The following is a 26,829-nucleotide window of genomic DNA, read 5'->3' as shown; positions in this document are numbered from 1 at the left end:
GGCATGTTTATCCATCCGGGCTTTAACCCCATCGCATTGCAAATTGGCAGTTTCGGTATTCATTGGTATGGCCTGATGTACCTGGTCGGCTTTTTTGGCGGCTTGTGGCTGGGGCAATACCAGGTCAAGCGCTTGCGCAAGCTGGATTCGGCCTCCCCCTGGCAGGAACGTGACCCGGACGATATGCTGTTTTACATTGCGCTGGGTGTGGTGTTTGGTGGTCGTTTGGGCTATGTGCTGTTTTATCAACCGGCTTATTTTCTGCAACATCCGCTGGAGATTTTTGCCTTGTGGCAGGGCGGTATGTCGTTTCACGGCGGCTTTATTGGCGTAATGGTGGCAATGGCGCTGTTTGCGCGCAAGCGTGGCGTGATTTGGTTGCAACTGATGGATTTTGTAGCGCCTTTAGTGCCGATTGGCCTTGGCGCGGGGCGACTGGGTAATTTTATCAATGCCGAGTTATGGGGGCGTCCGACCAACGCCGATTGGGGCATGGTGTTTCCTGCGGTGGATCAGGTGGCCCGCCATCCGTCGCAGTTGTATGAATTTGCGCTGGAAGGCATTGTGTTGTTTCTGGTGTTATGGACGTTCGCGGGTAAAAAACGCCCCATCGGCGCAATCTCTGCCTTGTTCCTGCTCTGTTACGGCAGCTTCCGGTTTATTGTCGAATTCACCCGTGAGCCGGACAGCTTTCTAGGCTTGTTGTCTCTGGGCCTGAGTATGGGGCAGTGGTTATGCGTACCCATGATCCTGGTCGGGCTGGGCATGATGCGTTGGGCCTACCGTAAACCCTAATGGCCAGGCGTCTCTGGCTGGGTCGCCAATTCTAGTGCACTCAGCCAGCGTATGGCATATTCACGCGGCTGTTCGGCATCGCCGCACATTTCCAGGCTGGGCTGCAAGCCGCCACAAAAATCCGGGCGCTCGGGTTGACCAAACAGTTTGCACCTGAATAAGTCGTCCAGTTGAATGCAGGCCACCCCCGCCGGTTTACCATCAGGCATACCGGGGATCGCACTGGTAATCGATGGTGCAATACAACATGCACCGCATTGCGGGCGGCAATCCATCGCGATTTATACCTCTACCCAGGGGTAGCCAAGCGCCGACACGCCAGCTTTCAGGTCTTGCATGGCCTGTTTGACCAATGCACTTTGTCCTTTCATGCCGACCTCAGTGGTGCGACGCTGATTGGTGCGCGGCAGGCTGAACAATTTCAGCATGGGATACTGGCTTAACATCTGGTGCATTAAATCAATCAGGTCACTTTCCCCCGCCTCGGTGACAACGATGGCTTGTTCCAGGTAGTCTGCCGTATGAAACAGGTCGCTGTAATACGTCTCGAGTACCCATTCCACCATGGGGTGGGCCATTTCAGGAAAGCCCGGCACAAAGTAATGCTGATTCAGGCTGAATCCGGCCACGCGATTAATTGGGTTGGGAATCAGGTCGCAGCCTTGTGGAAAGTCGGCCATCAGCACCCGCTTAGGGTAAGCGCCTGCGCCATACTGCGCCTCGATATTGGCAACGGCGCCTGCATGGCGCTCAATCGTCACGCCTGCGGCTGCGGCCGCACATTGCCGCGTATGGTCATCCGGCGTGGCACCAATACCGCCAAAACTGAACACGACATCACCGCGAGCCATACTGGCTTTGAGGTGACTGGTGATCTGGTCGGGGATATCACCAATAAAATGTGCCCAACTCAATTGCAAACCGCGGGCTGACAACAGCGAAATCACTTTGCCAAGATGCGCATCCTGGCGTTTGCCGGACAGGATTTCATCGCCAATGATATAAATGCCGAACTGATTCATGGTTAATTTGCGTAAATGTGTTTTGAAAGTGTTTTTCAAGGTCATCATAATACCAGTGAGCGCTTTTAAATTTATGTCACTGTGATGCATGCACACTAAATTCAATTAGCGCCAGCCGTGAGCGCTCAGATACGGTAATCGATCCGCGCTCCACACCCTGATAAAGTCACCATGCGTGATTGGATACCAGCAATTGACGAACTTTTTGTTTGAAGTTGTGAGTCCAGCAGGTTCTATCATTCTGTCCCGTTACGAGGGATGGATGGTGGTGTTGTCTTATTTCATTGCTGCAATAGCCTCTATATTGGCCATGTACCTGGCTGATCTGGCCCCCCAATTCCAGTTAAAAAGAGACCAGAAAATTGCGCTATTGAGCGGTGCCACGGTATTAGGCGCGGCGGTCTGGAGCATGCACTTCCTCGGTATGCTGGCATTCGAGCTTTGCGTCACCGTTAAATACGATCCGCTCATCACTTTGCTCTCTATCTGGCCTGCTTTTGTCGCTTCCTGGGCTGCCATGCGCTGGATCTCACGCGCTGAAAAAGGCGTTAAGCATTTATGGTTAAGCGGCATGATTATTGGACTGGGGATTGGCATCATGCACTACAGCGGCATGTTGGCCATACGTACCGCCGCGACCATGACATTCAAACCATGGTGGGTCCTGATTTCTGTGGTGGCTGCCGTGTTGCTTGCGGTGCTTGCATTATGGTTTGGCCAGCAATGTGAACGATTGCAACGGCTGCGTGCCTGGCGTCATGTCGTCAGCGGGCTGGTGATGGGCGCGGCCATTACGATTATGCATTATATCGGGATGGCGGCTGCAGCATTCGTGGGGGTAGCCGAGTTTGTCCGGCCCGTGCCGACGGTCGATCGCTGGTATTTGTCGACGCTGGTGACATTGGGCACGATGATTTTGATCGGTGCTGCTATTGCGCAAAATATGCTTGCCAGGCAGCGCCAGCTTGCCCGTGATTTGCAGTTCAAGGAACACCAAATGCGGGTCATCTTTCAAAATGCGATTGATGCCATTGTGATTACCGATGCCAAAGGGTTTATCAAAATGGTCAATCGCGCGTTTGAAGGCATGTTTGGCTATCAGGCACAGTTAATTATCGGTAAACATATCTCAAAAATGATTCCCGACTGGAAACAATTAAATGCCTATGCCAGAAAACGCAGGCAGCAAGATACTTCTGAAAAAATTGTGGCGGAACGTCATGGATTTCATGCTGATGGCCATGAAATCCCGCTGAGGATTGCGCTGACGCGGGTCATGGAATATGAGTCGAATTTTTGCATCAGCTTTCTGATGGATATGACGGCGTTTCACACGCAGCAAAATGCGCTGGAAAAACTGCTGACCGAAGATCCATTGACCGGATTGTTTAACCGGCGTGGCCTGCTGAGCCTGATGCGCGGTATTGCCAGTGGCGCCCACGCACACAACGTCAGCCGTGGCATGATCTTGCTGTTTCTGGATTTAGACGGCTTTAAGTCAGTCAATGATACGCTGGGGCATGCGGCAGGGGATGAAGTCTTGATTACGGTGTCGCAACGTATCCCGAAAGTATTGCGCGAAGACGATATGGTGTGCCGGTTTGGGGGTGACGAGTTTGTGATTCTACTCACATTTACTGACCATCCACGCGTCCTGGCCACCAGGATTGCAGAGAAACTGATCGAATCCATTCAACAGCCGATCCGCTTTCAGTCCGGGCAGGAAATCACGGTGGGTTGCAGCATAGGTGTGGCATTTGCATGGCCACGGAAAAAAGAAGAGATTGAGGCCTTGCTTGAAAAGGCAGATGCCGCCATGTATTTGGCTAAAAAAGGTAATGCTGGAAAAGTAGTCTTTTCCAGCATTTAGTATTTAGTCTGGTACTGCGTGATGCGTCTAGGCGGACCTGAGCAAGCGTGAAATGAAAATCAGGAACACCGCGCCGATAGTGGCCACGATAATACTACCCACCATGCCGCCGCTGGCACTGAGGCCAAGCAAGCCAAACAGCCAGCCGCCAACGACTGCACCGGCGATGCCCAAAATCAAATCCCAGATCAGGCCAAAACCATCGCCCTTCATAATCAAACCGGCCAACCAACCTGCAATAATGCCAACTACAATCGTCCAAAGCATGTGAATCTCCCTTGTTGTTGTGATGAAATCGTATGCTAACCAGAACTTCTGGTGTGATCTGTCAGCGGGCGCAGTAAACGTCTGTCAGAAAAGACTGGCAAACGTGGGTGATTGGCCAGCGTTATTTTTTCAGGCCAACCAGCACCATTGCCACACCGGCCACGAGGACGATGATGCTGAGTGCTTGCGGAATCTCGACATCTTTAGTGATTTCCGCACTGGCTTCTAACGAGCCGATTTTAGCCACGGTTTCTTTGCTCTCGTAACTAAAGCCTTTGAACACTAATCCGGCCGTACCAAGTGCTATCAAAATAATACCGATCATAAGCGACGATTTCATCGCGAGTCCCCTGTGTGTGATGGATGTATTACCTTAACATATGGCGTGCATTTAATGCGCGCTTTCCCAGTTGCTACCGCTGCCCACTTCGGCCAGTAAGGGCACATCCAGTGTGGCGACATGCTGCATCAGTTTGGGCAAGGTGGATTTCACCAGTTCAAGTTCGGCCTCCGGCACTTCCAGTACCAGTTCATCGTGTACCTGCATGATGAGTTTGGTTTGCAGTTTTTCTGCTGTCAGCCATTGGTCGACCGCGATCATGGCCAGTTTGATCAAGTCGGCGGCGGTGCCTTGCATCGGGGCATTGATCGCGGCGCGTTCGGCGCCATTGCGCCGTTGTACGTTAGCGCTGTTGATCTCCGGCACCCACAAGCGACGGCCAAAAATGGTTTCCACATAGCCTTGCTGTTTGGCCAGCTCGCGCGTATCGCTCATATACTGCCGTACGCCGGGATAGCGGGCGAAATAGCGCTCGATGTAATTGGCTGCGGCGCTACGTTCGATATTGAGGTTTTGTGCCAGGCCAAAGGCGCTCATGCCGTAAATCAGGCCGAAGTTGATCACCTTGGCGTAGCGACGTTGTTCGCTGTCGACTGCCGCGCGCTCCACGCCAAAAATCTCTGCGGCAGTGGCGCGGTGAATGTCTTCATTGTTGGCAAATGCGCTCAGCATGCCAGCATCTTGTGACAGATGCGCCATAATACGTAATTCAATTTGCGAGTAGTCCGCAGAGACAATATGCGAGCCAGGTGGCGCCACAAAGGCTTCGCGGATACGGCGGCCTTCAGCTGTGCGCACCGGGATGTTCTGCAGGTTGGGGTCCGAGCTCGCCAGGCGGCCGGTGATGGCAACGGCCTGGTTGTAATTGGTATGCACGCGTCCGGTTTGCGCATTAATCATTTTCGGCAGTTTGTCGGTGTAAGTCGACTTCAGTTTGGCCAGGCTCCTGTGTTCCAGAATCACTTTTGGCAAAGGGTAGTCCAGCGCCAGTTCCTGCAACACGTCTTCGTCAGTCGATGGCGCCCCTGATGGCGTTTTTTTCAACGGCTTGATCCCCAGTTTGCCGAACAAAATCTCTTGCAATTGCTTGGGGCTACCGAGGTTAAACGGTTGTCCGGCCAGTTCGAATGCCTGTTTTTCAACCTCCATCAAACGCAGGCCGATTTCATTGCTCTGTCGATTGAGCATATGGCTGTCTATCAGTACGCCGTTGCGCTCCATGCGTTGCAGCACCAGCATGCTGGGTAATTCAATCTTTTCATAAATGAAATTGAGTTTGTCAGAGGTGGTCACTTGTGGGTATAAAGCCTGGTGCAGTTGCAGTGTAATGTCCGCATCCTCGGCGGCATATTCTGATGCCTGCTCGACGGTGACCTGGCTAAAGCCGACTTGTTTGGCCCCTTTGCCCGCCACGCTTTCGTAGCTGATGGGCGTAATATCCAGATGACGCTCACTGAGCTCATCCATGCCATGGCCTTTGTGGCTCTCGAATACATAAGATTCCAGCAGGGTGTCATGCGCCACGCCTTGCAGCTGGATGCCATGATTGGCCAGCACATGCATGTCATATTTGAGGTTCTGACCGACTTTTCTAATGGCCGGATTTTCCAGAATTGGCTGCAACTTGTTCAAAGTGGCCTGCAAAGAAAGCTGCTCTGGCGCATCAAAATAGTCATGCGTGAGTGGCACATAAGCGGCTTCGCCGGGAGTCACACTAAAAGATACGCCGACAATTTTTGCCTGCATGGCATCCAGCGAGGTGGTTTCGGTGTCAAAACACACTAGCTCGGCTTGTTGTAGTTTAGCTAGCCAGCTATCCAGGTCGGCATCATTTAGAATCGTCTGGTACTGACGACGTGTGTCAGGGGTATACGTCGTGGCGGGGGCTGTACTCAGTGAATCTACTGTGGAGGCAGTCGGATTTTCACTCGTGGGCGCAGTCGCACCGTCCGGCAGCTTGTCCAGTTCACGCTTCCAACTACGAAACTCAAAGTGGTCAAACAACGCCAGCAGTTTTTCTTTATCCGGCGTTTGCGCAATCAGTTCGTCAAAACTCTCACATAAACCGATATCGCAGCGGATGGTAATTAGCTCGCGCGCCGTCGGTAGCCAGGGCAGGGCCTTGCGCAGGTTCTCGCCGACCACGCCTTTGATATTGTCGGCATTGGCAATAATGTTATCCAGCGTGCCGTATTCGGTCAGCCATTTGACGGCGGTTTTCGGGCCGACCTTTTCCACACCGGGCACGTTGTCTGCGGTGTCGCCGACCAGCACCAGGTAGTCGATAATTCTGTCAGGCGGGATGCCAAACTTATTTTCAACACCGGCAATGTCCAGCACATCATCGGTTTTGCGGAAAGCATCGCGCATGGTATTGACCACCGTGATGTGGTTGTTGACCAGTTGTGTGATGTCTTTATCACCCGTGGAGATGATGGTTTTGATGCCTTCTTTTTCGGCCTGCTTGGCCAGCGCACCTATGACGTCATCGGCTTCCACGCCTTCTTCAATAATCAACGGCCAGCCCATGGCGCGTATGGTTTCATACAGCGGTTCGATTTGCGCCCGCAGGTCATCTGGCATGCTGGCACGATTGGCTTTGTATTCCGGGTACAAGTCGTCGCGGAAGGTTTTGCCTTTGGCATCGAACACACAGGCGCTGTAATCTGATGGATAGTCTTTATGCAGTCGGCGCAGCATGTTAAGCACGCCCTGAATCGCGCCGACTGGCTCATTGGCCGAATTGCGCAAATCCGGCATGGCGTGAAAGGCGCGATAAAGGTAACTGGAACCGTCTACCAGAAGCAAGGTTTTCATTGTGCGTTCTCGTGAATCAAATCAATGGCGTATTTTACGCATTTCAAAGCGACTTCATGTACACTAATTTGGTTTGTGATTTGAAGGATAGATGTATGAGCAGTCAAAAACTACCAAGCATGGTGGAGCCAGAATTATTGGATGGCGATGATGTCAGCCATGAATCCTGGCGGGCATTTGAGATTATGGCCGAGTTTGTCGGCGCGACCGAAAGCCTCAAAGCCATTATGCCTGCCGTGTCTATTTTTGGCAGTGCGCGTACCAAGCCTGATCATCCTTACTACCTGCTCACTGAAGAAATTGCGCGTTTGCTGTCAGATTCCGGTTTTAGTGTGATTTCCGGTGGCGGCCCTGGCGTGATGGAAGCTGCCAACAAAGGGGCGTTCCCGGGCCGTGGTGCCAGTGTTGGTCTCAATATCAGGTTGCCGTTTGAACAACATGGCAATCCGTATCAGGACATTGGCATTAGCTTTAAATACTTTTTTATGCGCAAGGTCATGTTTGTCAAATATGCCAGCGCGTTTGTGGTGATGCCAGGTGGTTTTGGCACGCTGGATGAAGTGATGGAAGCGATTACGCTGGTGCAAACCGGCAAGAGCCGCAAGATTCCGATTATCCTGGTTGGCAGCAAGTTCTGGGCCGGCTTGGTTGACTGGTTGCGCAATACGCTGGTGGCGGAAGGCATGGCGTCGCCCGAGGATATGGATCTGATTCAGATCATTGATGAGCCGCAACAGATTGTCGATGCGATTTTCAAGCATTATGAAACCACAGGCTTTGAGCTGACCCCAGCCGAACGCAAGATGCAGCTTTATCTGTAATTGTTTGCCCTGGTGTTGTTAGCCGGGCAGTATGATGCAAAGTTTATTATGTATGCAGTGACCGCCAGCGCGTGGGTTTTTGCTAGAATAGTCGTTAATGACTAAGGAGTCTTCCATGCGTGATTTTTCCCGTTTATTGCTGGCAGGTATCTGCATCGCTGCGATTGCGATGCCGGTGTGGGCTGCAGCCCCCAAAGATGCCGAGCTGCTTGAAGAAGTGCCACCACCACCCAAGGTGATTGAAGGGCAACCGATTGACCAGCCTAGCGTCAATAAACGCAAAGATGGCGAGAATGACGTCGAGGAGTACAGCCTGAACGGCGAGGTGTATATGGTGAAAGTGACGCCGCCAAGTGGCAAATCTTATTACCTGCATCGCGAAGACCGTAATGGTGACTGGGTGCATGATGGCCCGACCCGTCCACTGTCCGTTCCCAAATGGATTCTGTTCCGATTCTAATTCTGATCGCCTGCCATTGCTGGCAGGTTAGCAAATAAACATGTCTGTTTTTACCACTCTGAGTTTGGATGAAGTGCGCCAGTGGCTGGCGCCTTTTAATGTTGGCGAGCTGCACACCTTGCGTGGTATCGCTGCCGGTATCACCAATACCAATTATTTCGTTGAAACCAGTCAGTCGCGTTTTGTGCTGACCGTGTTTGAAAAGAATGACTTTGACGAACTGCCTTATTTCGTTCATTTGATGACGCATTTGTCCCGGCATGGTATTCCTTGTCCCAAGCCCATTACGGACCAGAATAATACGGCTTTGCACCGTATTCACAGTAAACCGGCCTTGATGGTGAGTTGCCTGAAAGGCAGCGATGTCAGCCAGCCCAATGTCAAACAGATTGAGGCCGTGGCGAGAACCTTGGCGCGCATGCATGTGGCCGGGCTGGATTTTCATGAGCAGTCACACAATCAACGTGGGCAGGGCTGGCGCGTGATGACCGCGCAGCAGGTGATGCCTAAATTGGCACCGGTACAGCAACACCTGTTGCAAGAAGAATTAGAGTTCCAGCATGGCCTGGATTTGTCACGTTTGCCACATGGCGTGATCCATGGTGACTTGTTCCGGGACAATGTGTTGTTTGATGGCGATGTGCTGGGTGGCTTTATTGATTTTTACTATGCCTGCCACGATGTGCTTGCCTACGATGTGGCGATTGCTGCGAATGAGTGGTGTGTCGATGCCGCCGGAAACTTTGTGGATGAAAAACTGGCGGCATTTATGAATGCTTACCAGTCCGAGCGCCCATTCACCGTGGCCGAAAAAATCCACTGGCCTGCCTTGTTGCGCCGGGCAGCATTGCGTTTCTGGTTATCGCGCCTGTATGATTTTTATTACCCGGTCGCGGGCGAGCTCACGCATGCCAAAGACCCGGCGCATTTTGAGCGGGTACTGCTGAATCGTAAAGTGTTGACTTAAGGAAACGCGGAGTAAGTGAGCGAGCGATAAAGTGCAACGCAGCAATGTGTCCGCGCAGCCACTTATTCTGTGTTGCCTGGAAAAGATAAAAAAGGGAGACGTATGACAGAAACCGGAAGCCAGCGCGGTGTACGCTGGGTGAAAGAAAGCCTGGCCTTGTTCCGCACACAGCCGCATGTCTGGATGTTGTGTTCACTGGCCTATATCGTGATTTTCATGGTGTTGCCCTCATTGCCTTTGCTCGGGTTTTTGGGCTTGGTCTCGGTGGTGATCTGGCCAGTGTGTATGGCCTTGATCGTGCTGTTGTATCGACAGGTAGATTTGCAGGGCAGCATGTCACCGCCAGCCGTCTGGCAGCAATTGCAGTTGCACTTCAAACCGCTAGTGCTGTTGGGTGCCAGCTGCCTGGTGTACGCTGTACTGGCGACCTATCTACTCAGTAGCGACCTCGCTTCACTGATTTCGCACGCGCCGACCAAAGCGGGCATGACAGAATCACAAATGACGCTGTTTTTGGAAAACACACTGTCTTTTATCGTCAAGGTATTGCTACTGCTGTTACCTTTGTTTATTGCCACCTGGTTCTCACCGATGCTGATTGCCCTGAATGGCTACCCCTTGCTCAAAGCGATTAAATCCAGCATTGCCGGGATGTTGCAATACACGGTGCCAATGAGCGTTTCCTGGCTGGTGATGACCGTTGGCATGCTGGTGGTGATGCTGGGGTTGGGGCTGGTGATCGGCATTCTGGGTGCGTTAATTCCGATGCTGGCGCAACTATTGATGCCACTGTTGGTGTTTGCAGCCTTGCTGGTGATTAATGCCCTGATGTTTGCTTTCCAATATATCAGCTACAAGGATGTGTTCAGGGCTGCGCCACAAGTCGAAGCCTGACCATATAGGTTAAGCGCTTGCGGATAGCTTGCGCCGCTCAGTAAACAGGCTGTTGCCTATGGTCTTTTTGGCCTGTTTTTTAGCATTGCTCATGGCGCCAGCCACTTCGTGATGGCTGGCAAATGAATCCGAGCAAGCCCGCACAGCGCCGATGGACAAACTACCAAACGGGTAAAAATGCTCGTTACCCAAACGGTCTTCTATGCGAATGCCGCCAAGTTGTACGTCTTTCAAGTCATAAAAGTCCGGCATCACTTTGGCAATGGTCTCCAGGATGTCATGACAAACGGCTTCCCACTCTTCGCTTTGAAAAATCAGCACAAAGTCATCGCCGCCAATATGGCCGACAAAGTCATGTTCATTGTTGACCATGCTACTCAATAAGCGGCCGACAAACTGAATGACCTCATCGCCACGGCGATAGCCATAGGCATCGTTAAATGGTTTGAAGTGGTCTAAATCACAATAACAGGCCACAAACGGGATACGCCGCTCCAGCAATTTATCAATATGGGCATTGATGGGCACATTGCCTGGCAGTAACGTGAGCGGGTTGGCGTAGCGCGCGGCGTGAATTTGCATATTGGTGACTTCGCGTAGCAAGGCATGCCCGCTACCCATGCCAACATAGCGCTCGCCATCGACAATCATGAATCCATTGAGCAGATATTTGGGATCTGCCGCCAGAATCAGTTCGCTCAATGCCAGAATGGTCATGTTTTTTTGCACCATCAGGCACTGGGTATCCATAAAGGTCGTACAAGACTTTTTGCCATGTAGTTCTTTTTGGTAGCGGCGTGCAAAGCGGTCTATGGTGTCGTAGCGGCTGATCAACCCTAACGGTATTCCCTGCTGATTAATCACCGGAATCGAGTTGAGCGTGGTGTCACTGTTAAACCAGTTGTATACCTCTTCATTGGTCATGTCTGGCATGGCGGCAGTCTGGTAACTGGTTAAGCCGACCACGGTGGCCTGTTTTGACGCATGACTTTGCTGGTCAGCAAACAGGCGGACAATGTTTTTATTCAGCAGGTTATGCACCTCTTCGGTGAGGGCATATTGAAACTTGGGGAACGGCCGTCCAAACAGGTAGCCTTGGGCAAAGTCTATTTTCAAGTCTTTGATCACTGCCAGTTCTTCTTTGGTTTCTATCCCTTCGGCAATGGTCAGCGTATTCGATTCAACCGCGATTTTTTGGATGCCGCGCACAAACTCCAGCTTCATCGGGTCGTTGTGTATATTGGCGATAAAGTGCTTGTCGATCTTGACATATTCCGGCGACAGCTCAGACCACAACCGCAAGCTGGACGTGCCTTCACCCAGGTCGTCCAGTGCGATTTTGAACCCTAACGCTTTAAAGCGCAGGATAGCATCCCGCAGCTCGGCATAATCGCGGATGGTAGAGCTCTCGGTGATTTCAATCACGATATCACCAGGTTTGAGACCGCATTTCTCAAGCTGTGTCAGGCCAAAAGACAAATGTCCCTCGTTTAATAGCAGGCAGTCTGGGCTGAAGTTCACAAACAAGGGATGAGACCTATCGGTGCGGCTGTACTCATTGAAGATGACCTCACGCGCCGCGTATTCCATCTCGATATTCAGGCCACATAAACTGGCGGCATTAAACAGCGCAATCGGCGAATGCAACCTGGATTCCACCGGGCCCCGGATCAGTGCTTCATGCGCAAATACACGGGCGTGTTTAATATCAACGATAGGCTGAAACAGCGGTAACAGATTTCTCTGCGCCAGGATGGCTTCAACTTCGAGCTGGGGAGGGGCGTATATCATGCAAGCAGTATCGACGGTTTTAACTGCTTCTTGATTAAGTTGTGCAAATGGCCGATGAAATATTTATGACAGCCTTCAGCGCAGCTGTGTGTACTGTTGGTTATTTAGACTGCACTGGTGGAGTGGCTTCGGACGCTTGCAACAATGAGATCAGTCGCGGAATATGCTCGGCGGGCATCTTTAAAATTTCTAACTGGATATCTATACCGATGATGCGGTGAAGAGATCGCAGATGCTGCAGTGCTTCCGCGTGTCTGTGATTCATATCTAGCAGAATGATCAGGTTGAGGAGAGGGCGGCGAAGCGGCATAAATCTGACGGCGTTCTCCACTATCGGTAGCTGGTTTGCCGCTTGACTGCTGACAGGTGTCAAAAAAGTAGCCAGTACCAATTCGGCGCAGGGTGCGAGCAGCGTGTGCTGATCCACCCACAGCATCTCTTCAACCAGCTTTTGCTTTTGCGTGATAGTCATCACTGGCTGGGTGGCGACCGCAATCTGTTTTTCCAGCTTGGCGTATCCAATCCACATAACAGTCAGTTGTTGTAGGCCATAAAGGCCGATACACAGGACGGAGATACGCAGCCACTTTTTTAGGCCAGGGCTGCTGGAAGTGAGGCTCAGGGTATGAACGTCTGCAGCGCCCATCAAAAAAGCGGTGATACCTAAGAAAAATGCATACCACAATGGGTATTCAAGCATGCTGTGTATACCTATCGTAGTCATGACCGACATTACCCACCAGCCTTCAGGTTGCAGGCCTTGCTTTCTGAGAAAACTGACAAAACAGAAAAGCACGCCCAAACATACTATTAGCGGCGCAATCAGCCCCAGTTCGGCCAGCAAATTAAAAACGATATTATGGGCATGCTCAAAAAACAAATGAGCAGGGTTGGCCTGCGCATCATTGACGAGCAAAAAGGTCTGCCACCGCATCTGGCCCATGCCGACGCCCATGAGTGGCGACTGTTTAAACAGGTAAAGACTGGTTTGCCAGAACTGCCAGCGTAGTGATTGTGGATTCGAGGTCAGTAGCTCCGCAGCGCGTGCCATCGGCGTGTGTGTGAGTGCCTGAGGAAAATATGTAGCCACGATCAGCTGGATTGCAATAAATGCAGGCAACAATCCCAAGCTGATGTATAACAACTGTCTGGTTGCCAGGGTAGGTGCTTGCCGATTGCGTGTTTTAATCAGTAATTGCCAGCTCCAAAAGGCAATTGCGACTAAATACAAAACTGAACTGCGTGAGCCTGAAAGTGTGAACATCACAAGCCCGAGTGCGAGACCCACATACAGAGCCCCTAGGCTGATTTGGACTGTGAGTCTTAGGTAAAGCAGTGAGATCATGGCGAGGGCTGTGATATCTGCAAAATTATTGCTTTGCCCCAACATCCCGTAATTGGGCAGTGTGATGCCGAATTTGAGGCCAAATTGCTGGATAATCTGCAAGCCGACAAAAAATGCATTGACAGCGCCAGCACTTACCAGCGCCCAGGCCAGTGTGCTGGTGAGAGTTTTCCAACCAACTGCAAGCCTAAGATGCTGGCCGAGTACGCACACCAGAAAAGCCCACATTATGTAAGACTGAATCAGTGGCAGACTGGATACACTAGGCGATCTACCAAAAACCACCTGTACATGAGTGAGTATTAACAGAAACAGGAAAATCAGACTGGAGACCGGTAGTCTCGGCGCTTGCCAGAAGCTGGCGCTTGAAAGGGAAAATGCCGCCATTACCCCACAGAAAGCAGCGACCCACTCGTTGTAAAAGCTCGCAACTGGAATATGGTGGTAGGCTAGCACAAAGGGCAGGCAGAACATTGCACCTGCACAGAATAGACTTGCCTGGGTTAATGGATCGCTATGAAAACGCTCGAATAATTGCACTGGCCTGGCCTAAATCTTTTCCAGCTTGGCGTATTCCAGCATCAGCGTTTTCAGGCCGGCGCTGCCAAAATTTACCTTAATCGCCAGGTCATTAGCGTTGCCTTCATAGCTCACCACCACGCCCTCACCAAATTTGCCATGACGCACGCTCTGGCCAATCTTAAACGGGTAGCTGGATTGTGCGCTGCTTGCTTGCACTGGCTGCGCATTGTATTGCCCACCTGCGGCATAAGGTTTGGCGACTGGTTTGCTATTCAAGCGCTTGGTCAGGTCGACAGGGATTTCATCGATAAAGCGTGAGGCAATACCGTAACGCACTTGCCCATGCAGCATACGGCTTTGGGCATACGTGAGATAAAGGCGTTGGCGCGCGCGCGTGACTGCCACATACATCAGGCGGCGCTCTTCTTCCAGGCCGCCATTTTCGTAAGCAGCTTGCTCATGCGGGAACAAGCCTTCCTCTACACCGCCGATAAACACGTTGTGAAACTCCAGGCCTTTGGCGGCGTGTACCGTCATCAGCTGCAAGGCTTCATGCCCGACATCAGCCTGATGATCGCCGGCTTCCAGGCTGGCATGGTTTAGAAACTGCGTCAGCTGGTCGGCATCTTCATCCATATTATGGTGATTACCCAAGGCCTGATTGCTAAATGCCACGGCGGCAGTGACCAGTTCTTGCAAGTTTTCGATGCGGTCTTCGCCTTCCTTGTCATTCTGGTAGTGCGCCATCAGGCCACTCAGGTTGATCACCATTTCAGCCATCTCACCTAATGTGATGCCATAGCCATGGTCCACCATCTGCCTGATCAGGGCGACAAAGCCATCCAGCCCCTTGCTGCCCAGTTTGCCCTCGCCGACTTTATTGGTCGCTGCTTGCCATAAGCTGCATTCGTTCTGGCGGGCGGCTTCTTGCAGTTGTTCCAGGCCGCGTGCGCCTATGCCGCGTGGTGGAAAATTGACGATGCGCAATAAGGCGGTATCGTCGTTGGCATTGGCAATCAGGCGCAAATAAGCCAGTGCGTGCTTGATTTCGGCGCGTTCGAAAAAGCGCAGGCCGCCATAAACACGATAAGGGATATTGGCTGAAAACAAGGTGTGCTCAAGAATGCGTGACTGCGCATTGCTGCGGTAGAGCAGGGCCATGTCGCCCAGCGGTACGCCTTCTTTTTGCAGCATGTTTACTTCGTCGACAATAAACTGCGCTTCGTCGGTATCGTTATAAGCCTCATAAATGCGAATCGGCTCGCCCTTGCCCGCAGAGGTCCACAAGTTCTTACCAAGGCGGTTACGGTTATTGGTGATGATGGCATTCGCCGCATCGAGAATGTTGCTGTGCGAGCGGTAGTTTTCTTCCAGCTTGACGATATTCTGCACATTAAAGTCACGCTGGAAATCGCTCATATTGCCAACACGGGCACCGCGGAACGCATAAATACTCTGGTCGTCATCGCCCACAGCAAAAATGCTGTTGTGTGCGCCGCCCAGTAATTTCAGCCATAAATATTGCAGGCGGTTGGTATCCTGGAACTCATCGACCAGGATGTATTGAAAACGCTGCTGGTAATGGGCGCGGATATGCGGTTCGCGCTCCAGCAGTTCGTAGCAACGCAAAAGCAGTTCGGCAAAGTCCGCCACACCCTCGCGGTTACACTGTTGGTCATAGGCAGCATAAATCTCACGCAACTTCTGGCTATGGCCGTCATAGGCATCCACCGTCTCCGCGCGCAAGCCTTCCTCTTTGCAACTATTGATATAGCCCATCACTTGCTTGGGTGGATATTTCTCATCATCCACATTCATGGCTTTCATCACGCGCTTGATGGCAGAAAGCTGATCTGCGGTATCCAGAATCTGGAAGGTGCTTGGCAATCTGGCTTCGCGGTAGTGCGCACGCAACATGCGGTTACATAAACCGTGAAAAGTGCCTGCCCACATGCCGCGTGTGTTGATCGGCAACATGCTGGTCAAACGCGTCAGCATTTCTTTGGCCGCCTTGTTGGTAAAGGTCACGGCCATCAGGCCCATGGGCGAGGTTTGGCCAGTTTGGATCAACCAGGCGATGCGCGTCGTCAGCACCCGTGTTTTACCGCTGCCAGCACCCGCCAGAATGAGCGCAGAAAGATGCGGCAGGGTGACCGCTTGCAGTTGTTTATCGTTGAGACCCTGGAGGAGATTGGTTTCAGATTGCATGTGATTATTATCGCATGATGTGCAGGGGAATTTGATGGATTGTTTGGTCAGATCCTGTGTCGCTAAGGCGTTTGCTGGGTGTGGGATTGTAACAAAAGATTGTTCTATTGGTTTAGGGGTTTCTTTTCGCTTTTTTGGCGAGTTACTTTTCTTTGCTTGAAAAAGTGAAAGGCATATTAGGAGTAAGTTGCTTGCTTATTTAATGAGCGATCTGTTTCGCCTCTCGGCGACCGTTCTTTCTTATGCTTGTCCATAAGAAAGAAGGCAAAGAACAAGACACCCCAACTTCCGCTTGTATCCTGTGCTACTCGAATTGCCGGGCGTCCATCGAAACTCGCCCTGACAAGCCACACAGAGCGTGGCTTGTTGCGGAACTCGGACAGCCGATGGCCGAGACCTCCCGCCAACCCTGCGTTGCTCGGCGCGGCAGATGGGGACCCCGAACACCAACTGAGCGCAACCATTCTTGGTGGTTATCAATAAACCAGAGGAATTATGCTTCCGTTAAACTTTCACTAATGGTTGTTTGGCGAGACAAATCCCATCCCATCACGCTGAGTAGCGGAGACAAAATAAGAGTAGAGGGAGCGACTGTTTGAGCACCGCGGCAGCTTGCGTAATGTGCAAGCTGCTAGGGCGAGTTTCGTGACCGCTTATTTTGTTGAGCAACGCAAGGAAGCCGCAGGCCGTGATGGCTGGGTGCCCTCTTTTTGGTTACTTTTTTGGGGCAAGCAAAAAAAGTAACTCGCCATACAGGCGAAAAAATCAGCGTTTATGAGCAAATGCTGGATGACTAAAGAATGATTTTTTAGCTTACTCGGAGTGCAGATAACTATGCCCATCCGCACCAAATTAGATTTATGGTGATAAGTTATCGGAACTTTTCAAAACGCAGAAGACTCATATCAGCACGATGATGATGAATCATCTTTCCGCTTCTTTCCTCCCTGAGCGGAAGCCTTTACGATGAGGCCTGTTGCCCCGATTTACCCCTTAATCGGGGCTTTTTTTGCCTATTACTTTCACACGCCCCCGGGGAACCCGGTTTGACGCCAGGCTTCATACAGCAAAATAGCGGCTGAGTTTGACAGGTTGAGGCTGCGGCTGTGCGGCAGCATCGGTAGCCTGACGCGATGTTCTGGCGCAAATTGTGCACGGATGTCTTCTGGCAAGCCGCGCGATTCTGGTCCAAACACAAAGACATCTTCATCTTTAAACTGTAAATCAGTGTGTCTTGTACTGCCTTTGGTGGTGAGTGCAAACATGCGTTTGCCTTGCAGGTGCTGTTGGCATTCTGCCCAGTTCTCGTAGACGGTGAGTTCTGCGTATTCGTGGTAATCCAGTCCTGCGCGCTTGAGGTGTTTGTCAGAGAGCTCAAAGCCTAAGGGCTTGACCAGGTGCAGTTTTGCGCCGGCATTGGCACATAAGCGTATGATATTTCCCGTATTGGGTGGAATTTCGGGTTCGAAAAGGACGATATGAAACATTTTTTGCAGCTTGTTTACAAACGTAAGGGTAGAATGTTGGTGATATGATAGACGAAGAAAAGTCTATATAGATAAATAATTACAACGCCATGGCTCGTCCCGAGAAAATTAGATTAGGTGAAATTCTGGTCAGACAGAATTTCATGACCCAAGCTCAGCTCGATCAGGCGCTGGAAGAACAGCGCAAGTCGGGTCGTCGCCTGGGCCGCGTGATTGCTGAAAAAGGCTACGCCAATGAGCGGCAAATTGCCGAGGCTGTCGCTTCTCAGTTGAATATTCCATTTTTGGATCTGGGCCAGTACGAACTGGACGTGAAGCAGGTTCAAAAACTCCCTGAAGTTCAGTCGCGCCGTTTCCGCGCCATCCTGCTCGAAGAGCGCCCCAACAGTTTCCTGATCGCGATGGTTGATCCATCGGATGTGTATGCGTATGACGAGTTGGTCAGGCTGCTCAAACGCGACATTGATATTGTCGTCGTGCAGGAAAGTCTGCTTATGCAGACCATTGACCGCTCTTATCGCCAGACCGAGCAAATTTCTTCACTGGCGTTGGAGCTGCAAGAAGACCTCGCCGCCAGCAATGTTGATCTTGCCAGCCTGATGGGCGTGGACCTGGGCATAGATGACGCGCCTGTTGTTAAGCTGTTGCAGACTATTTTTGAAGATGCAGTGCAGGTGCGCGCGTCTGACGTACATATTGAGCCACAAGAAAATAAACTGCTGATCCGTTTTCGTATTGATGGTGTGATGCACTTTCAGACGCAATCGGATAGCAAGATTGCCACTGCGCTGGTGATGCGTCTCAAAATCATGGCTGGTCTGGATATCTCAGAGAAGCGCTTGCCGCAGGATGGTCGCTTTGGCTTTACCGTAAAAGGCCGCGCGGTGGATATGCGTATTTCTACCATGCCTACCCAGTATGGCGAGACCGTGGTGATGCGTTTGCTGATCCAGAATACCGGGCATTTCCAGCTTGATAAACTAGGTATGCCGCCGGACTTGCTGGTGCGTTTCCGTAAAATGATCGGCCGTCCAAGCGGCATGGTGCTGGTCACCGGTCCGACAGGTAGTGGTAAAACCACCACCCTGTATTCTGCGCTGAGTGAGTTGAATACACCCGAGACCAAGGTGATTACTGTAGAAGACCCGGTGGAATATCGTTTGCCGGGCATAATCCAAACTCAGGTCAACGAAAAGATTGAGCTGGACTTTCCCAAGTTATTGCGCGCTATTTTGCGTCAGGACCCGGACATCGTATTGGTGGGTGAGATGCGTGATGAGGAAACTGCGCAAACCGGTTTGCGTGCCTCTATGACTGGTCACTTGGTGCTGTCAACATTGCATACCAATGATGCTTCCACCGCCCCAGTACGTTTGATCGATATGGGCGTACCGCGTTTTATGGTCGCCATGTCGCTGTTAGGCGTGTTGGCGCAGCGGCTGGTGCGACTTATTTGCCCACATTGTGCCGTCGAGCATACACCAACTGAGTCAGAGTCGGTCTGGTTAAATCAGGTCATACAGCAACCGGATGTGGTGACGAATTTCCGTCATGGCAAAGGCTGCCAGCACTGTAACCGCACTGGCTATTTGGGGCGGGTTGGTTTATACGAATTTTTAGAGATGACTGATGAATTGGCCATGGCAGCCAACATGCCAGATACCAATGTCTTCATCAAAAAAGCGCGTGAGCGGCTAAAAGGCAAAACCCTGCGCGATCAGTCATTGCAGCTGGCGATAGATGGTAAGACTACGCTCGATGAAATCATGCGTGTCGATAATCAGTTTGAAGAGTAAGCCTTTTTAAAGAACGCCGCCTATGCCGATATTTGAATATAAAGGACGTACCGACGATGGCATGATGGTCAGTGGCGTACAAGAAGCAGCCGACCTCGACGCGTTGGGTGCAGCACTTATCCTCTCCAGAATTACCCCGATTGAAATCAAGCAAAAAGCGGCTGGTGCCGTTGCCTTTAATTTGTTTGAAGAAAAAGTCACCAGCCTCGACGTCATGCTGTTCAGCAAGCAGATGTATACCTTACTTAAGGCCGGTATACCGATTATGCGTGCCTTAGCGGGTATTCAAAGCTCGGTTGGCAATGCCAAGCTGGCGCAAGTGGTTGGCCAGCTTAGAGTGAGTTTGGACTCTGGCCGCGAATTGTCAGTCGCCATGACTGAACACCCTAAAGTGTTTGATAACTTTTATATCAGCATGATCCGTGTTGGTGAGGGTACGGGTAACCTGGACAATATCTTTTTGCGCCTAGCCCAACATATTGAGTTTGAACGCTTTATGCGCGGCCAAATCAAGTCTGCGTTGCAATATCCAACCTTTGTACTCATCGCGATGGCGATTGCGATTGTCGTTATTAATGTCATGGTGATTCCGCAGTTTGAAAAAGTGTTCGCCAGCATGCATGCGGATTTGCCATTAATTACAAAAATACTGATCGCATTTTCCAGCTTTATGCGCAATTACTGGTTCGTGTTGATTGGCATGATTGTGGGAGCGGTCTGGATGTTCAAGTCTTACACGAGTACAGCTATCGGGCGTTCTCAATGGGATAGGTACAAGATGCGTATTCCTATTGCTGGAAAAATTATCTTTAAAGGCACCATGGCCAGATTTGCCCGTAGTTTTGCTTTGTCGACGCGTAGCGGTTTGCCAATTCTTTCTGCGCTACGTTTGGTTTCACAGACCGTTGAAAATGACTATCTCGCCGCCAAAATTCTCAGTATGTCTGCTGGCATTGAGCGGGGTGAAACCATACTTAGAACTGCTACGCAGACTGGTGTGTTTAATCCGCTGGTGTTGCAAATGATTGCGGTAGGTGAAGAGTCTGGTTCGCTGGATGATTTAATGCAAGAAATTGCCGATATGTATCAAGCTGACGTGGAATATGACGTTAAAACATTAGGTGCACAAATCGAACCCATCTTGATTATCTTTTTAGGTGCTTTGGTGCTGGTATTGGCCTTGGGTGTGTTTTTGCCGATTTGGGATATGAGTTCAGTGATGCTTAAAGGTAGTTAATCAAAGCTTTGGTTTGATGGAAATCGTTTCAATTTATTTTATGTTCGTTTTGTAATACTTAAAGGTGAGAGACCACTTTAGTCTGGTGTTTAAACAACTGATAAAGATGGACCAAAATTGTCTGGCACACTTTTTGCTGAAAGTTAATTAACGCAGTTATGACCTACCACTGTGACTATAACGGTAGGGATTTTTTGATTAGGAGTCTTGGTAATGAAAAAACAAGCTGGCTTTACATTGGTTGAATTAGTAGTGGTCATCGCAGTATTAGGTATTTTGGCAGCAACGGCTTTGCCACGGTTTGTGAATGTGCAGTCTAACGCGCGTGTTGCAAGTATGAATGGTTTAGCTGCATCGGTGCGTTCGGCGGCCAGTATGGCAAGGGCAGCATGGGTAGCTGCGGGGAGTTCAGGGACAACAGTGTCTATGGATGGTACTAACAACGTTACCGTGACAACAACAGGAACTACCCCTGGGTATCCAACTGCAGCTACGGGCGGGATTGAGGCTGCACTGCAAACGTTAGATTCTGCCAACTTTGCTGTTACTCACGGCGCATCATCATCTACTTTTAAGGCTGCCAATAATGCATCCTGTTCATTTACTTATGACCCAGCTACTGGTGCGGTAAATACAGGCTCATTACTACCGGCCAATTGTCAATAATTGTATTAGGAATATGAGGCTTTATAGTGGCTTCACACTTGTTGAACTGGTGGTTGTTATTGCCTTAACCGGTATTATGGTCGCAGTGGCAACCCCTCGGTTTGCCAATGGCGATATCTTCGAAACCCGCGGTGACGCGGGTTTACTTTCATCTACGCTGCGTTATGCGCAAAAAACGGCGATTGCCCAGCGTAAGAGAGTATTTGTGATACACAACGATGCAGTCGAGCCCAATACGGTCAGTTTATGTTTTGATCCTAATTGCGGCGCGGCGCAGATGGTGATTAACCCGGAGACCGCAGGGGCGTATGTGCTGACTTTTTCGCGTAGTGTTGTCGTTCAATCTTCTAATAAAGGATTGGGGTTTGATGGCTTGGGCCGTGCGGTCCCCGATGAGTTGGCTACTTATACCGTGACTAATCGCAAAAATGCCTTACAGTCTGTGGGCATTTCGGTCGAAGCAAACACAGGCTATATTCACTAACTAAGCCATCTGGTTAATGGCCAGATGACGCATATGACTAAAACAGGTAACCACAACAATAATAAACACATGCCGCCCAGCATCAGAAACAATCATGGTTTTTCGCTGGTTGAGATGGTCGTGTTTATTGTGATTGTGACGACCGCCATTGCCGGTGTGATTGGTGCCCTGGCTTTCATGAGCGGACACTCCGCCGACCCGCTTGCACGCAAACAGGCGATTGCGATTGCTGAGTCGCTGATGCAGGAAATCCAGCAAATGCCTTTTACTTTTTGCGACCCGGATGACCCCAGTGCTTCTACCGCAAATAGCGCGGCGGACTGCTCGGCAAATTCGCAAGCCAGCTTAAATGGCCCTAGCCCGGCGACCGAGAGCCGTTACAGTGCAACTAATCCCTTTGATAATGTCGCTGATTATGGCGGTTTTACCATGCCGGGTGGTGGCTGCACGGGTATTTGCCGTATTGGGGATGCAACCGCAATTGCAGGTTTAAATGCTTATTCAGCTTCTGTCGCTATCGCACAAGCCGGGGGGGCTGGCGCGTTTGCCGGGCTGCCAGCCGATGCTGTGTTGCAAATCGTTGTGACAGTGAACGGGCCAGCCAATACGGTGATCCGCCTCACGGGTTTTAAGGTTCGCTATGCGCCGCGCATTTAAGCAGCCGGGTCTTTCTATGTCTGGTTTCACCTTGGTGGAGCTGGTCATTGTCATTGTCGTCATGGCCATTCTGGGCGGTATCTCAGTCAGTTTTATTAAAAACTCTGTCCTGGCATATGTGAATTCTGAAGCTTATTACGAGCTGGCCGACCGTGCCGATATTTCCTTGCGCCGTATGTCGCGCGATATTCGTAATGCGTTGCCTAACAGCGTGTGGGTGCCGGGTGGCTCCGGTAGTTATGTGCAGTTTGTGCCGATTAAAGCCGGTGGCCGTTATCAGCAGGAGGACTTCGATGCGGGCAGTCTCACACTGGATGTATTAGGGCCGATGGTGAATGTGGATGCCAATGACCAACTGGTGATTTATAACATGGGCATAGCGGGGGCCGATGTGTATGACGGCACCAATATTCGGCCAGTGAGTGCTAACGCAAGTTCGGTCACATATACTGGCGCACTTTTCCCATTTGCGTCACCGGGCGGCCGATTTTACGTGGTAAATGGCGCCGTGATTTATGCCTGCGATCTTGCTAATCGCCGATTGGTGATGTATTCAAATATCCCTATCACCGCCGGGCGTGTGGCTAACTTTAATGGACTGACGGCCAATGTTGTTGCTGAGGATGTGACTGAGTGTAGTTTTACCTATACGGAAGGCGTGATGCAACATTCCAGCGTGGTCACCGCGCAATTGACGCTCGCCAAAAACGGCGGCGTTGCCAGATTGGTTAACTTGATTAATGTGGTGAATTCGCCATGAAAAGCATTGCTTATCGCGCAAAGGGATTTATGTTGCCTGTGGCAATATTTTTACTGGTGACTCTTGCAGCACTGGTTGGGTATTCCATGCGGTTGTCGTTGCTGGCGCAAATGGGCACGATTCAGGATGTGCAAGGTGCCAATGCTTATTTGGCGGCGAGGGCAGGGGTGGAATGGGCTGCTTTTCAGGTGTTGGGGCCGGGTACAAATGCCATGAAATCCTGTATTGCTTCTCCAACAACTTTGACAATTAATAATTTTACTGTGTTGTTAACATGCAGCCGAACCGTACCAAAAGACAAAGGCAATACACAGGATATTGGCATGTATAGCATCACCTCCACTGCCTCGATAGGCGGGATAGGTGCACAAGATCGTATAGAGCGACAAATCGCTGTCACACTTAGTCGATGCTTATACCTAGATCCTGGCGCCCCTCCAGGCACGGTGGCAGAAGAGTGTAATTAACAGGAATTGATTATGAACAGATTGATTAAATATGTATTAATCAATTTATTGTATGTTGTGGTATTTGCCTTTACCGGGAGCGTGCACGCAACTGTAAGAGTGCTTAACAATGGTGGAGGTACTAACGCCAGTAATGCGTTAGAGGTCACTATTGCCGATTCAACGCAAATGCAAATTAAACGGCTTGGTTCCGGGCAATTGTATCAACCAGGTACTTATCCAAGTGGATCCTATCCCTACAATTCATTATTAGATAATGGCGTGTATATTCGATATAACAATCGAATATATGGCGCTAACCATTTTGCCTATAGTGCCGCAACAATTTACAACAGTTTTAGCATCTCATCAGTGCAGCCAGGGAGCACTTCGCAAGGCGTGACACAATCGACGACCTCCAGTCTGTCGCTCACCTCTTCAATCTTAAGTAGTCCAACGGTGAGTATTGCCTGGAAGTATACGTATCCCCTGGACTACATCACTGCAGAAGTGACCGTCACCATCCCAGCAACAGCAACAGTCAGTACCGGTAATCCAATCCGCTATTATCATGCGGTGGATACCTATTTAGGGGGTAACGATAATGGGTGTGGCGTTCGGTATACCGATACTAATGGCAAGCTAGTAGTGGGTACCTACCCTTTAACGAATGGTACATGCCCTTCCAGTACTTCACTTCCTGCCAATTTGGATGTGGTTGAATCATTCCGTGAACGTAACGGTAAGTTTGACCATCATTGTGTTGGCTACTGGAGTGATTTCTGGAGTACTGCAACGTCAAACCCGCCCGCGTGTTCAATTAGTAAAAGCGGTAGCCTTGGTGACTCCATCACCACGACTTATCAAGATACCGGTGCTGCGATTGAGTTTGATTTTACTGCGCCTGGAATCTACACGTTTAGTTACGACTTTGTCGTTGGCTCCACTTTTGTGCCTAATTACGACCATTTCGAGATTCGTCATGCGGGGACTGCGACACTCTGCCCAACCGAAGTAAAAGTGCTGGCATGCTTATCCTCCACTGTGCCTTGTCCGGACGATCAACTGGTTAGTTCGGGTGAATTAAAAGGTAGTCTGACAGTGTCACCAACGACACCAACAGTGACTGATACGCCTGATCCGTTCACATTGGGGTCAAATCAGTCCATTGGAACTGTCACGATGCAAGGTAGTGCCGCAGCCACCTATACCTTGGGTGTGAGTGGGCTGACTAAAACGCCACTGAGTGGCGTGAAGTGCTGGAACACGACCACTAGTTCACAGAGCTGTAGTTTTACCTTTACCAACACGCCTTGCGTAAACACGTTTGAGTGTATGGAGAACTCACTGACGTATAACAATCGCACGACCAATAGCTCCTTGCGCAATCCGCTTTATACTAAGGTAATCGGAGCTGATTTTGATATTGATGTGGTCGCGTTGCTGGCAAACGGCAATCAATCAGCATATAACTCAACCACAGGTTTAACTGTGCAGTTGGTGAGTGATAATGCGGGTGCATGCGGTGCTACCGTCGTTGCAACCAAGGCTCTGACTTTCGCAGCTTCTGATGGCGGCCGTAAAAAGGTTACTTTCAGTGCCAGTGATATATTAAGGCCGCACCCTAACTTACGATGCAAGGTTACTGATGCAGGGTTAGCTAAAACGGGATGTTCGTCTGATAACTTTGCGATACGTCCAACATCTTTATCCGTGACTAGTGTGAGTCCGCAACAACTGTCACCGAGCCATACATCTGCCCCTGTTCGTAGAGCTGGAACTGATACTTTTAGTGTGACGGTTTCAACCAATGAGTTAACTTATACGGGGACGCCAAAAGTGGATAGCGGAAAGTTGGAGACCCATGTGGCAGGTGTGACCTCTGTCGGGCAAGTGAATGGTACCTTTGGTGCAGCGAATTTGGGCGTTAGTTCAGGGTCAACTTTTACTTATTCTGAGGTTGGTCATTTCAGGTTCAAAGTAGAGGGTATTTACGATGATACTTATGCGGCCGTTGATAGTGCCAATGGTGATTGCGAGAACTCTTTTGCAGATACCGATGATACTAGAACACCCAAGAAATTAGGTTGTAAGTTCGGCAATAAGACTGTAAGTAATTATATCGGCCGTTTTATTCCAGATCATTTTAAAGTGACTGCGGGTACTAGTTATACAGATGGCTGCGGAACTTTTACCTACTATGATCAAGACCCTGGCTTGATCACGCCATTCGTTCTGGAGGCTAAAAATGCGGCTGATGTTACTACTCAATATTACACTGGAAACTATGCCGTATTTGGCCTGAGCAACTGGAATAATTATTCGTTTCAGATGAAAACTGATGCGGGTACACCGATAACGAGTGGCGCGACGATAGCTGCCAGTAGTGTGAGCCCATCGGGCACCTGGGGGGCTGGCATTGCAAATGTGCAAGCAGGGCATAAAGTCACTCGCCCTGCGAGTGCTGTACCACCAGAGATGATTAGGATTTCTGCGCAGCCAAGCGGTGTTGATGGTGGGGTCACGGTAAGTAGTGCAACCAGAGTAGATGTGTTCACTCTCTCAGCTTCTAATCCTACTTACCCAGCATTTAGGTTTGGTCGCTTGGCTGTGACCTCTGCGCATGGATCAGAGTTGCTGCCGTTGTCAGTTCCCATTGAGGCACAATACTGGAATGGAACTGGGTTTAAACGAAATATCAATGACAGTTGTACAACGATCCCGCTCTCAAGTATTGTCATGACCAATTACAGAGGTAATTTGAATGCCTGTGAGACTCAACTCACTGGTGCGTCTTCTATGAACAAAGGTGTGCTCTATATGCGTTTAAGCGCGCCTGGAATTACTGGAACGACTCCCAATACTGGGAGTGTGGACTTAGAGGTAAATCTGAGGGCGGCTGGTGGCGGCGAGATGACATGTAATAGCGCGTCTCAATCAGCCGCGACCAGTGGTTCAATTCCGTGGTTCGGTACCACGGATCCTATTGGCCGAGCCACCTTCGGTATCTACAAAGCGCCCATTATCTACATGCGAGAAAACTTCTAGCGATCACAAAACCACCTAATCAGGTGGTTTTGTTCTTTTTATCATGGGTTTAAACCATAGGCTCAGGCACTAAAGTTGCTATTGTTAAAATGAACTATCAAGCGTTAACAAAGTGGTATTCAGGCAACG

At 50.4% G+C, this 26,829-nt stretch carries 23 protein-coding genes; 14 read left to right on the top strand and 9 right to left on the bottom strand.

Annotation, left to right across the window (positions count from 1 at the left end; genetic code table 11):
- Nucleotides 1-3: 3 nt before the first annotated feature.
- The gene (gene lgt, locus GQ52_RS02780) at nt 4-795 is read left to right on the top strand and encodes a prolipoprotein diacylglyceryl transferase (RefSeq protein WP_047514977.1); all 792 of its coding nucleotides are present in this window, start codon (nt 4-6) and stop codon (nt 793-795) included.
- Here lgt and GQ52_RS02775 read toward each other — a convergent pair.
- Nucleotides 792-1,070: a YkgJ family cysteine cluster protein gene (locus tag GQ52_RS02775; RefSeq protein ID WP_081979305.1), complete on the bottom strand. Its 279-nt coding sequence runs from the start codon at nt 1,068-1,070 to the stop codon at nt 792-794. The genes lgt and GQ52_RS02775 overlap by 4 nt on opposite strands.
- Nucleotides 1,071-1,076: 6 nt before the next feature.
- The gene (locus GQ52_RS02770; RefSeq protein ID WP_024929393.1) at nt 1,077-1,817 is read right to left on the bottom strand and encodes a molybdopterin-binding protein; all 741 of its coding nucleotides are present in this window, start codon (nt 1,815-1,817) and stop codon (nt 1,077-1,079) included.
- 193 nt (nt 1,818-2,010) lie between these two features.
- Between GQ52_RS02770 and GQ52_RS02765 the strand changes: the two genes are divergently transcribed.
- Nucleotides 2,011-3,687: a diguanylate cyclase domain-containing protein gene (locus GQ52_RS02765; RefSeq protein WP_235272937.1), complete on the top strand. Its 1,677-nt coding sequence runs from the start codon at nt 2,011-2,013 to the stop codon at nt 3,685-3,687.
- 27 nt (nt 3,688-3,714) lie between these two features.
- On the opposite strand, the gene GQ52_RS02760 is transcribed toward GQ52_RS02765, so the two are convergent.
- The 3 genes from GQ52_RS02760 to polA form a co-directional block, all read right to left on the bottom strand.
- Nucleotides 3,715-3,954, bottom strand: coding sequence for a GlsB/YeaQ/YmgE family stress response membrane protein (locus GQ52_RS02760; protein WP_019881289.1), 240 nt, complete (start codon nt 3,952-3,954; stop codon nt 3,715-3,717).
- A gap of 121 nt (nt 3,955-4,075) precedes the next feature.
- A complete protein-coding gene (locus tag GQ52_RS02755; RefSeq protein ID WP_024929395.1) occupies nt 4,076-4,294 on the bottom strand; it encodes a hypothetical protein in 219 nt (72 codons plus the stop codon).
- A 51-nt stretch (nt 4,295-4,345) separates the two neighbouring features.
- Entirely contained in the window at nt 4,346-7,111 is a 2,766-nt protein-coding gene (gene polA, locus GQ52_RS02750) for a DNA polymerase I (protein WP_047514966.1), read from the bottom strand.
- Nucleotides 7,112-7,206: 95 nt separating this feature from the next.
- Here polA and GQ52_RS02745 point away from each other — a divergent pair, with 95 nt between their 5' ends.
- From GQ52_RS02745 to GQ52_RS02730, 4 genes are all read left to right on the top strand, one after another.
- Entirely contained in the window at nt 7,207-7,932 is a 726-nt protein-coding gene (locus tag GQ52_RS02745) for a TIGR00730 family Rossman fold protein (RefSeq protein ID WP_024929397.1), read from the top strand.
- A gap of 115 nt (nt 7,933-8,047) precedes the next feature.
- Nucleotides 8,048-8,392, top strand: coding sequence for a DUF2782 domain-containing protein (locus GQ52_RS02740; RefSeq protein WP_024929398.1), 345 nt, complete (start codon nt 8,048-8,050; stop codon nt 8,390-8,392).
- Nucleotides 8,393-8,432: 40 nt separating this feature from the next.
- Complete coding sequence (locus tag GQ52_RS02735; RefSeq protein ID WP_019881297.1) at nt 8,433-9,359, top strand: homoserine kinase; 927 nt, start codon at nt 8,433-8,435, stop codon at nt 9,357-9,359.
- Between the two features lie 102 nt (nt 9,360-9,461).
- Nucleotides 9,462-10,253 (top strand): BPSS1780 family membrane protein, encoded by a 792-nt coding sequence (locus GQ52_RS02730; protein ID WP_019881298.1) that lies wholly within the window; start codon nt 9,462-9,464, stop codon nt 10,251-10,253.
- 9 nt (nt 10,254-10,262) lie between these two features.
- Here the strand turns inward: GQ52_RS02730 and GQ52_RS02725 are convergent, their stop codons facing one another.
- The 4 genes from GQ52_RS02725 to trmL form a co-directional block, all read right to left on the bottom strand.
- Nucleotides 10,263-12,044: a GGDEF domain-containing protein gene (locus GQ52_RS02725; protein ID WP_047514963.1), complete on the bottom strand. Its 1,782-nt coding sequence runs from the start codon at nt 12,042-12,044 to the stop codon at nt 10,263-10,265.
- Between the two features lie 100 nt (nt 12,045-12,144).
- On the bottom strand, nt 12,145-13,929 hold the full coding sequence (locus tag GQ52_RS02720) for a PglL family O-oligosaccharyltransferase (RefSeq protein ID WP_152604410.1): 1,785 nt from the start codon (nt 13,927-13,929) through the stop codon (nt 12,145-12,147).
- 9 nt (nt 13,930-13,938) lie between these two features.
- Nucleotides 13,939-16,119, bottom strand: coding sequence for a DNA helicase II (gene uvrD / locus GQ52_RS02715; protein ID WP_047514957.1), 2,181 nt, complete (start codon nt 16,117-16,119; stop codon nt 13,939-13,941).
- Between the two features lie 1,022 nt (nt 16,120-17,141).
- Entirely contained in the window at nt 17,142-17,606 is a 465-nt protein-coding gene (trmL, locus tag GQ52_RS02710) for a tRNA (uridine(34)/cytosine(34)/5-carboxymethylaminomethyluridine(34)-2'-O)-methyltransferase TrmL (protein ID WP_047514955.1), read from the bottom strand.
- A 143-nt stretch (nt 17,607-17,749) separates the two neighbouring features.
- Here trmL and GQ52_RS02705 point away from each other — a divergent pair, with 143 nt between their 5' ends.
- The 8 genes from GQ52_RS02705 to GQ52_RS14205 all read left to right on the top strand — a co-directional run bounded on the left by GQ52_RS02705 (nt 17,750) and on the right by GQ52_RS14205 (nt 26,700).
- The gene (locus GQ52_RS02705; protein ID WP_047514944.1) at nt 17,750-19,402 is read left to right on the top strand and encodes a GspE/PulE family protein; all 1,653 of its coding nucleotides are present in this window, start codon (nt 17,750-17,752) and stop codon (nt 19,400-19,402) included.
- 22 nt (nt 19,403-19,424) lie between these two features.
- A complete protein-coding gene (locus GQ52_RS02700) occupies nt 19,425-20,639 on the top strand; it encodes a type II secretion system F family protein (protein WP_047514941.1) in 1,215 nt (404 codons plus the stop codon).
- 213 nt (nt 20,640-20,852) lie between these two features.
- Complete coding sequence (locus GQ52_RS14305) at nt 20,853-21,305, top strand: type II secretion system protein (protein ID WP_047514938.1); 453 nt, start codon at nt 20,853-20,855, stop codon at nt 21,303-21,305.
- Between the two features lie 13 nt (nt 21,306-21,318).
- Nucleotides 21,319-21,789: a prepilin-type N-terminal cleavage/methylation domain-containing protein gene (locus GQ52_RS02690; protein ID WP_047514932.1), complete on the top strand. Its 471-nt coding sequence runs from the start codon at nt 21,319-21,321 to the stop codon at nt 21,787-21,789.
- Between the two features lie 33 nt (nt 21,790-21,822).
- Nucleotides 21,823-22,446, top strand: coding sequence for a type II secretion system protein (locus GQ52_RS02685; RefSeq protein WP_047518487.1), 624 nt, complete (start codon nt 21,823-21,825; stop codon nt 22,444-22,446).
- Between the two features lie 16 nt (nt 22,447-22,462).
- Nucleotides 22,463-23,206 carry a prepilin-type N-terminal cleavage/methylation domain-containing protein gene (locus GQ52_RS02680; RefSeq protein WP_047514930.1) on the top strand — a complete coding sequence of 248 codons (744 nt, stop codon included), beginning with the start codon at nt 22,463-22,465 and terminating at the stop codon, nt 23,204-23,206.
- Nucleotides 23,203-23,673, top strand: a complete 471-nt coding sequence (locus tag GQ52_RS02675; RefSeq protein ID WP_019881310.1) for a hypothetical protein — start codon at nt 23,203-23,205, stop codon at nt 23,671-23,673. The genes GQ52_RS02680 and GQ52_RS02675 overlap by 4 nt, the downstream gene beginning before the upstream one ends.
- A gap of 12 nt (nt 23,674-23,685) precedes the next feature.
- Entirely contained in the window at nt 23,686-26,700 is a 3,015-nt protein-coding gene (locus tag GQ52_RS14205; RefSeq protein ID WP_235272934.1) for a DUF6701 domain-containing protein, read from the top strand.
- The last annotated feature ends 129 nt before the right edge of the window (nt 26,701-26,829 follow it).

The sequence above is a fragment of the Methylophilus sp. Q8 genome, from assembly GCF_000800115.1.
GTDB lineage: Bacteria > Pseudomonadota > Gammaproteobacteria > Burkholderiales > Methylophilaceae > Methylophilus.
Note: the sequence above shows the minus strand (reverse complement) of the source record. Positions and strands in the feature narration are given on the sequence as shown.

What these genes read in the sequence shown, in the direction of transcription:
- GQ52_RS02705 (WP_047514944.1), top strand. Translation starts at nt 17,750, where the DNA reads ATGACCCAAGCTCAGCTCGATCAGGCGCTGGAAGAACAGCGCAAGTCG.
- polA (WP_047514966.1), bottom strand. Translation starts at nt 7,111, where the DNA reads ATGAAAACCTTGCTTCTGGTAGACGGTTCCAGTTACCTTTATCGCGCC.
- uvrD (WP_047514957.1), bottom strand. Translation starts at nt 16,119, where the DNA reads ATGCAATCTGAAACCAATCTCCTCCAGGGTCTCAACGATAAACAACTG.
- GQ52_RS02680 (WP_047514930.1), top strand. Translation starts at nt 22,463, where the DNA reads ATGTCTGGTTTCACCTTGGTGGAGCTGGTCATTGTCATTGTCGTCATG.
- lgt (WP_047514977.1), top strand. Translation starts at nt 4, where the DNA reads ATGTTTATCCATCCGGGCTTTAACCCCATCGCATTGCAAATTGGCAGT.
- trmL (WP_047514955.1), bottom strand. Translation starts at nt 17,606, where the DNA reads ATGTTTCATATCGTCCTTTTCGAACCCGAAATTCCACCCAATACGGGA.
- GQ52_RS14305 (WP_047514938.1), top strand. Translation starts at nt 20,853, where the DNA reads ATGAAAAAACAAGCTGGCTTTACATTGGTTGAATTAGTAGTGGTCATC.
- GQ52_RS02775 (WP_081979305.1), bottom strand. Translation starts at nt 1,070, where the DNA reads ATGGATTGCCGCCCGCAATGCGGTGCATGTTGTATTGCACCATCGATT.
- GQ52_RS02690 (WP_047514932.1), top strand. Translation starts at nt 21,319, where the DNA reads ATGAGGCTTTATAGTGGCTTCACACTTGTTGAACTGGTGGTTGTTATT.
- GQ52_RS02675 (WP_019881310.1), top strand. Translation starts at nt 23,203, where the DNA reads ATGAAAAGCATTGCTTATCGCGCAAAGGGATTTATGTTGCCTGTGGCA.
- GQ52_RS02725 (WP_047514963.1), bottom strand. Translation starts at nt 12,044, where the DNA reads ATGATATACGCCCCTCCCCAGCTCGAAGTTGAAGCCATCCTGGCGCAG.
- GQ52_RS02760 (WP_019881289.1), bottom strand. Translation starts at nt 3,954, where the DNA reads ATGCTTTGGACGATTGTAGTTGGCATTATTGCAGGTTGGTTGGCCGGT.
- GQ52_RS02735 (WP_019881297.1), top strand. Translation starts at nt 8,433, where the DNA reads ATGTCTGTTTTTACCACTCTGAGTTTGGATGAAGTGCGCCAGTGGCTG.
- GQ52_RS02685 (WP_047518487.1), top strand. Translation starts at nt 21,823, where the DNA reads ATGACTAAAACAGGTAACCACAACAATAATAAACACATGCCGCCCAGC.
- GQ52_RS02700 (WP_047514941.1), top strand. Translation starts at nt 19,425, where the DNA reads ATGCCGATATTTGAATATAAAGGACGTACCGACGATGGCATGATGGTC.
- GQ52_RS02730 (WP_019881298.1), top strand. Translation starts at nt 9,462, where the DNA reads ATGACAGAAACCGGAAGCCAGCGCGGTGTACGCTGGGTGAAAGAAAGC.
- GQ52_RS02770 (WP_024929393.1), bottom strand. Translation starts at nt 1,817, where the DNA reads ATGAATCAGTTCGGCATTTATATCATTGGCGATGAAATCCTGTCCGGC.
- GQ52_RS14205 (WP_235272934.1), top strand. Translation starts at nt 23,686, where the DNA reads ATGAACAGATTGATTAAATATGTATTAATCAATTTATTGTATGTTGTG.
- GQ52_RS02755 (WP_024929395.1), bottom strand. Translation starts at nt 4,294, where the DNA reads ATGAAATCGTCGCTTATGATCGGTATTATTTTGATAGCACTTGGTACG.
- GQ52_RS02745 (WP_024929397.1), top strand. Translation starts at nt 7,207, where the DNA reads ATGAGCAGTCAAAAACTACCAAGCATGGTGGAGCCAGAATTATTGGAT.
- GQ52_RS02740 (WP_024929398.1), top strand. Translation starts at nt 8,048, where the DNA reads ATGCGTGATTTTTCCCGTTTATTGCTGGCAGGTATCTGCATCGCTGCG.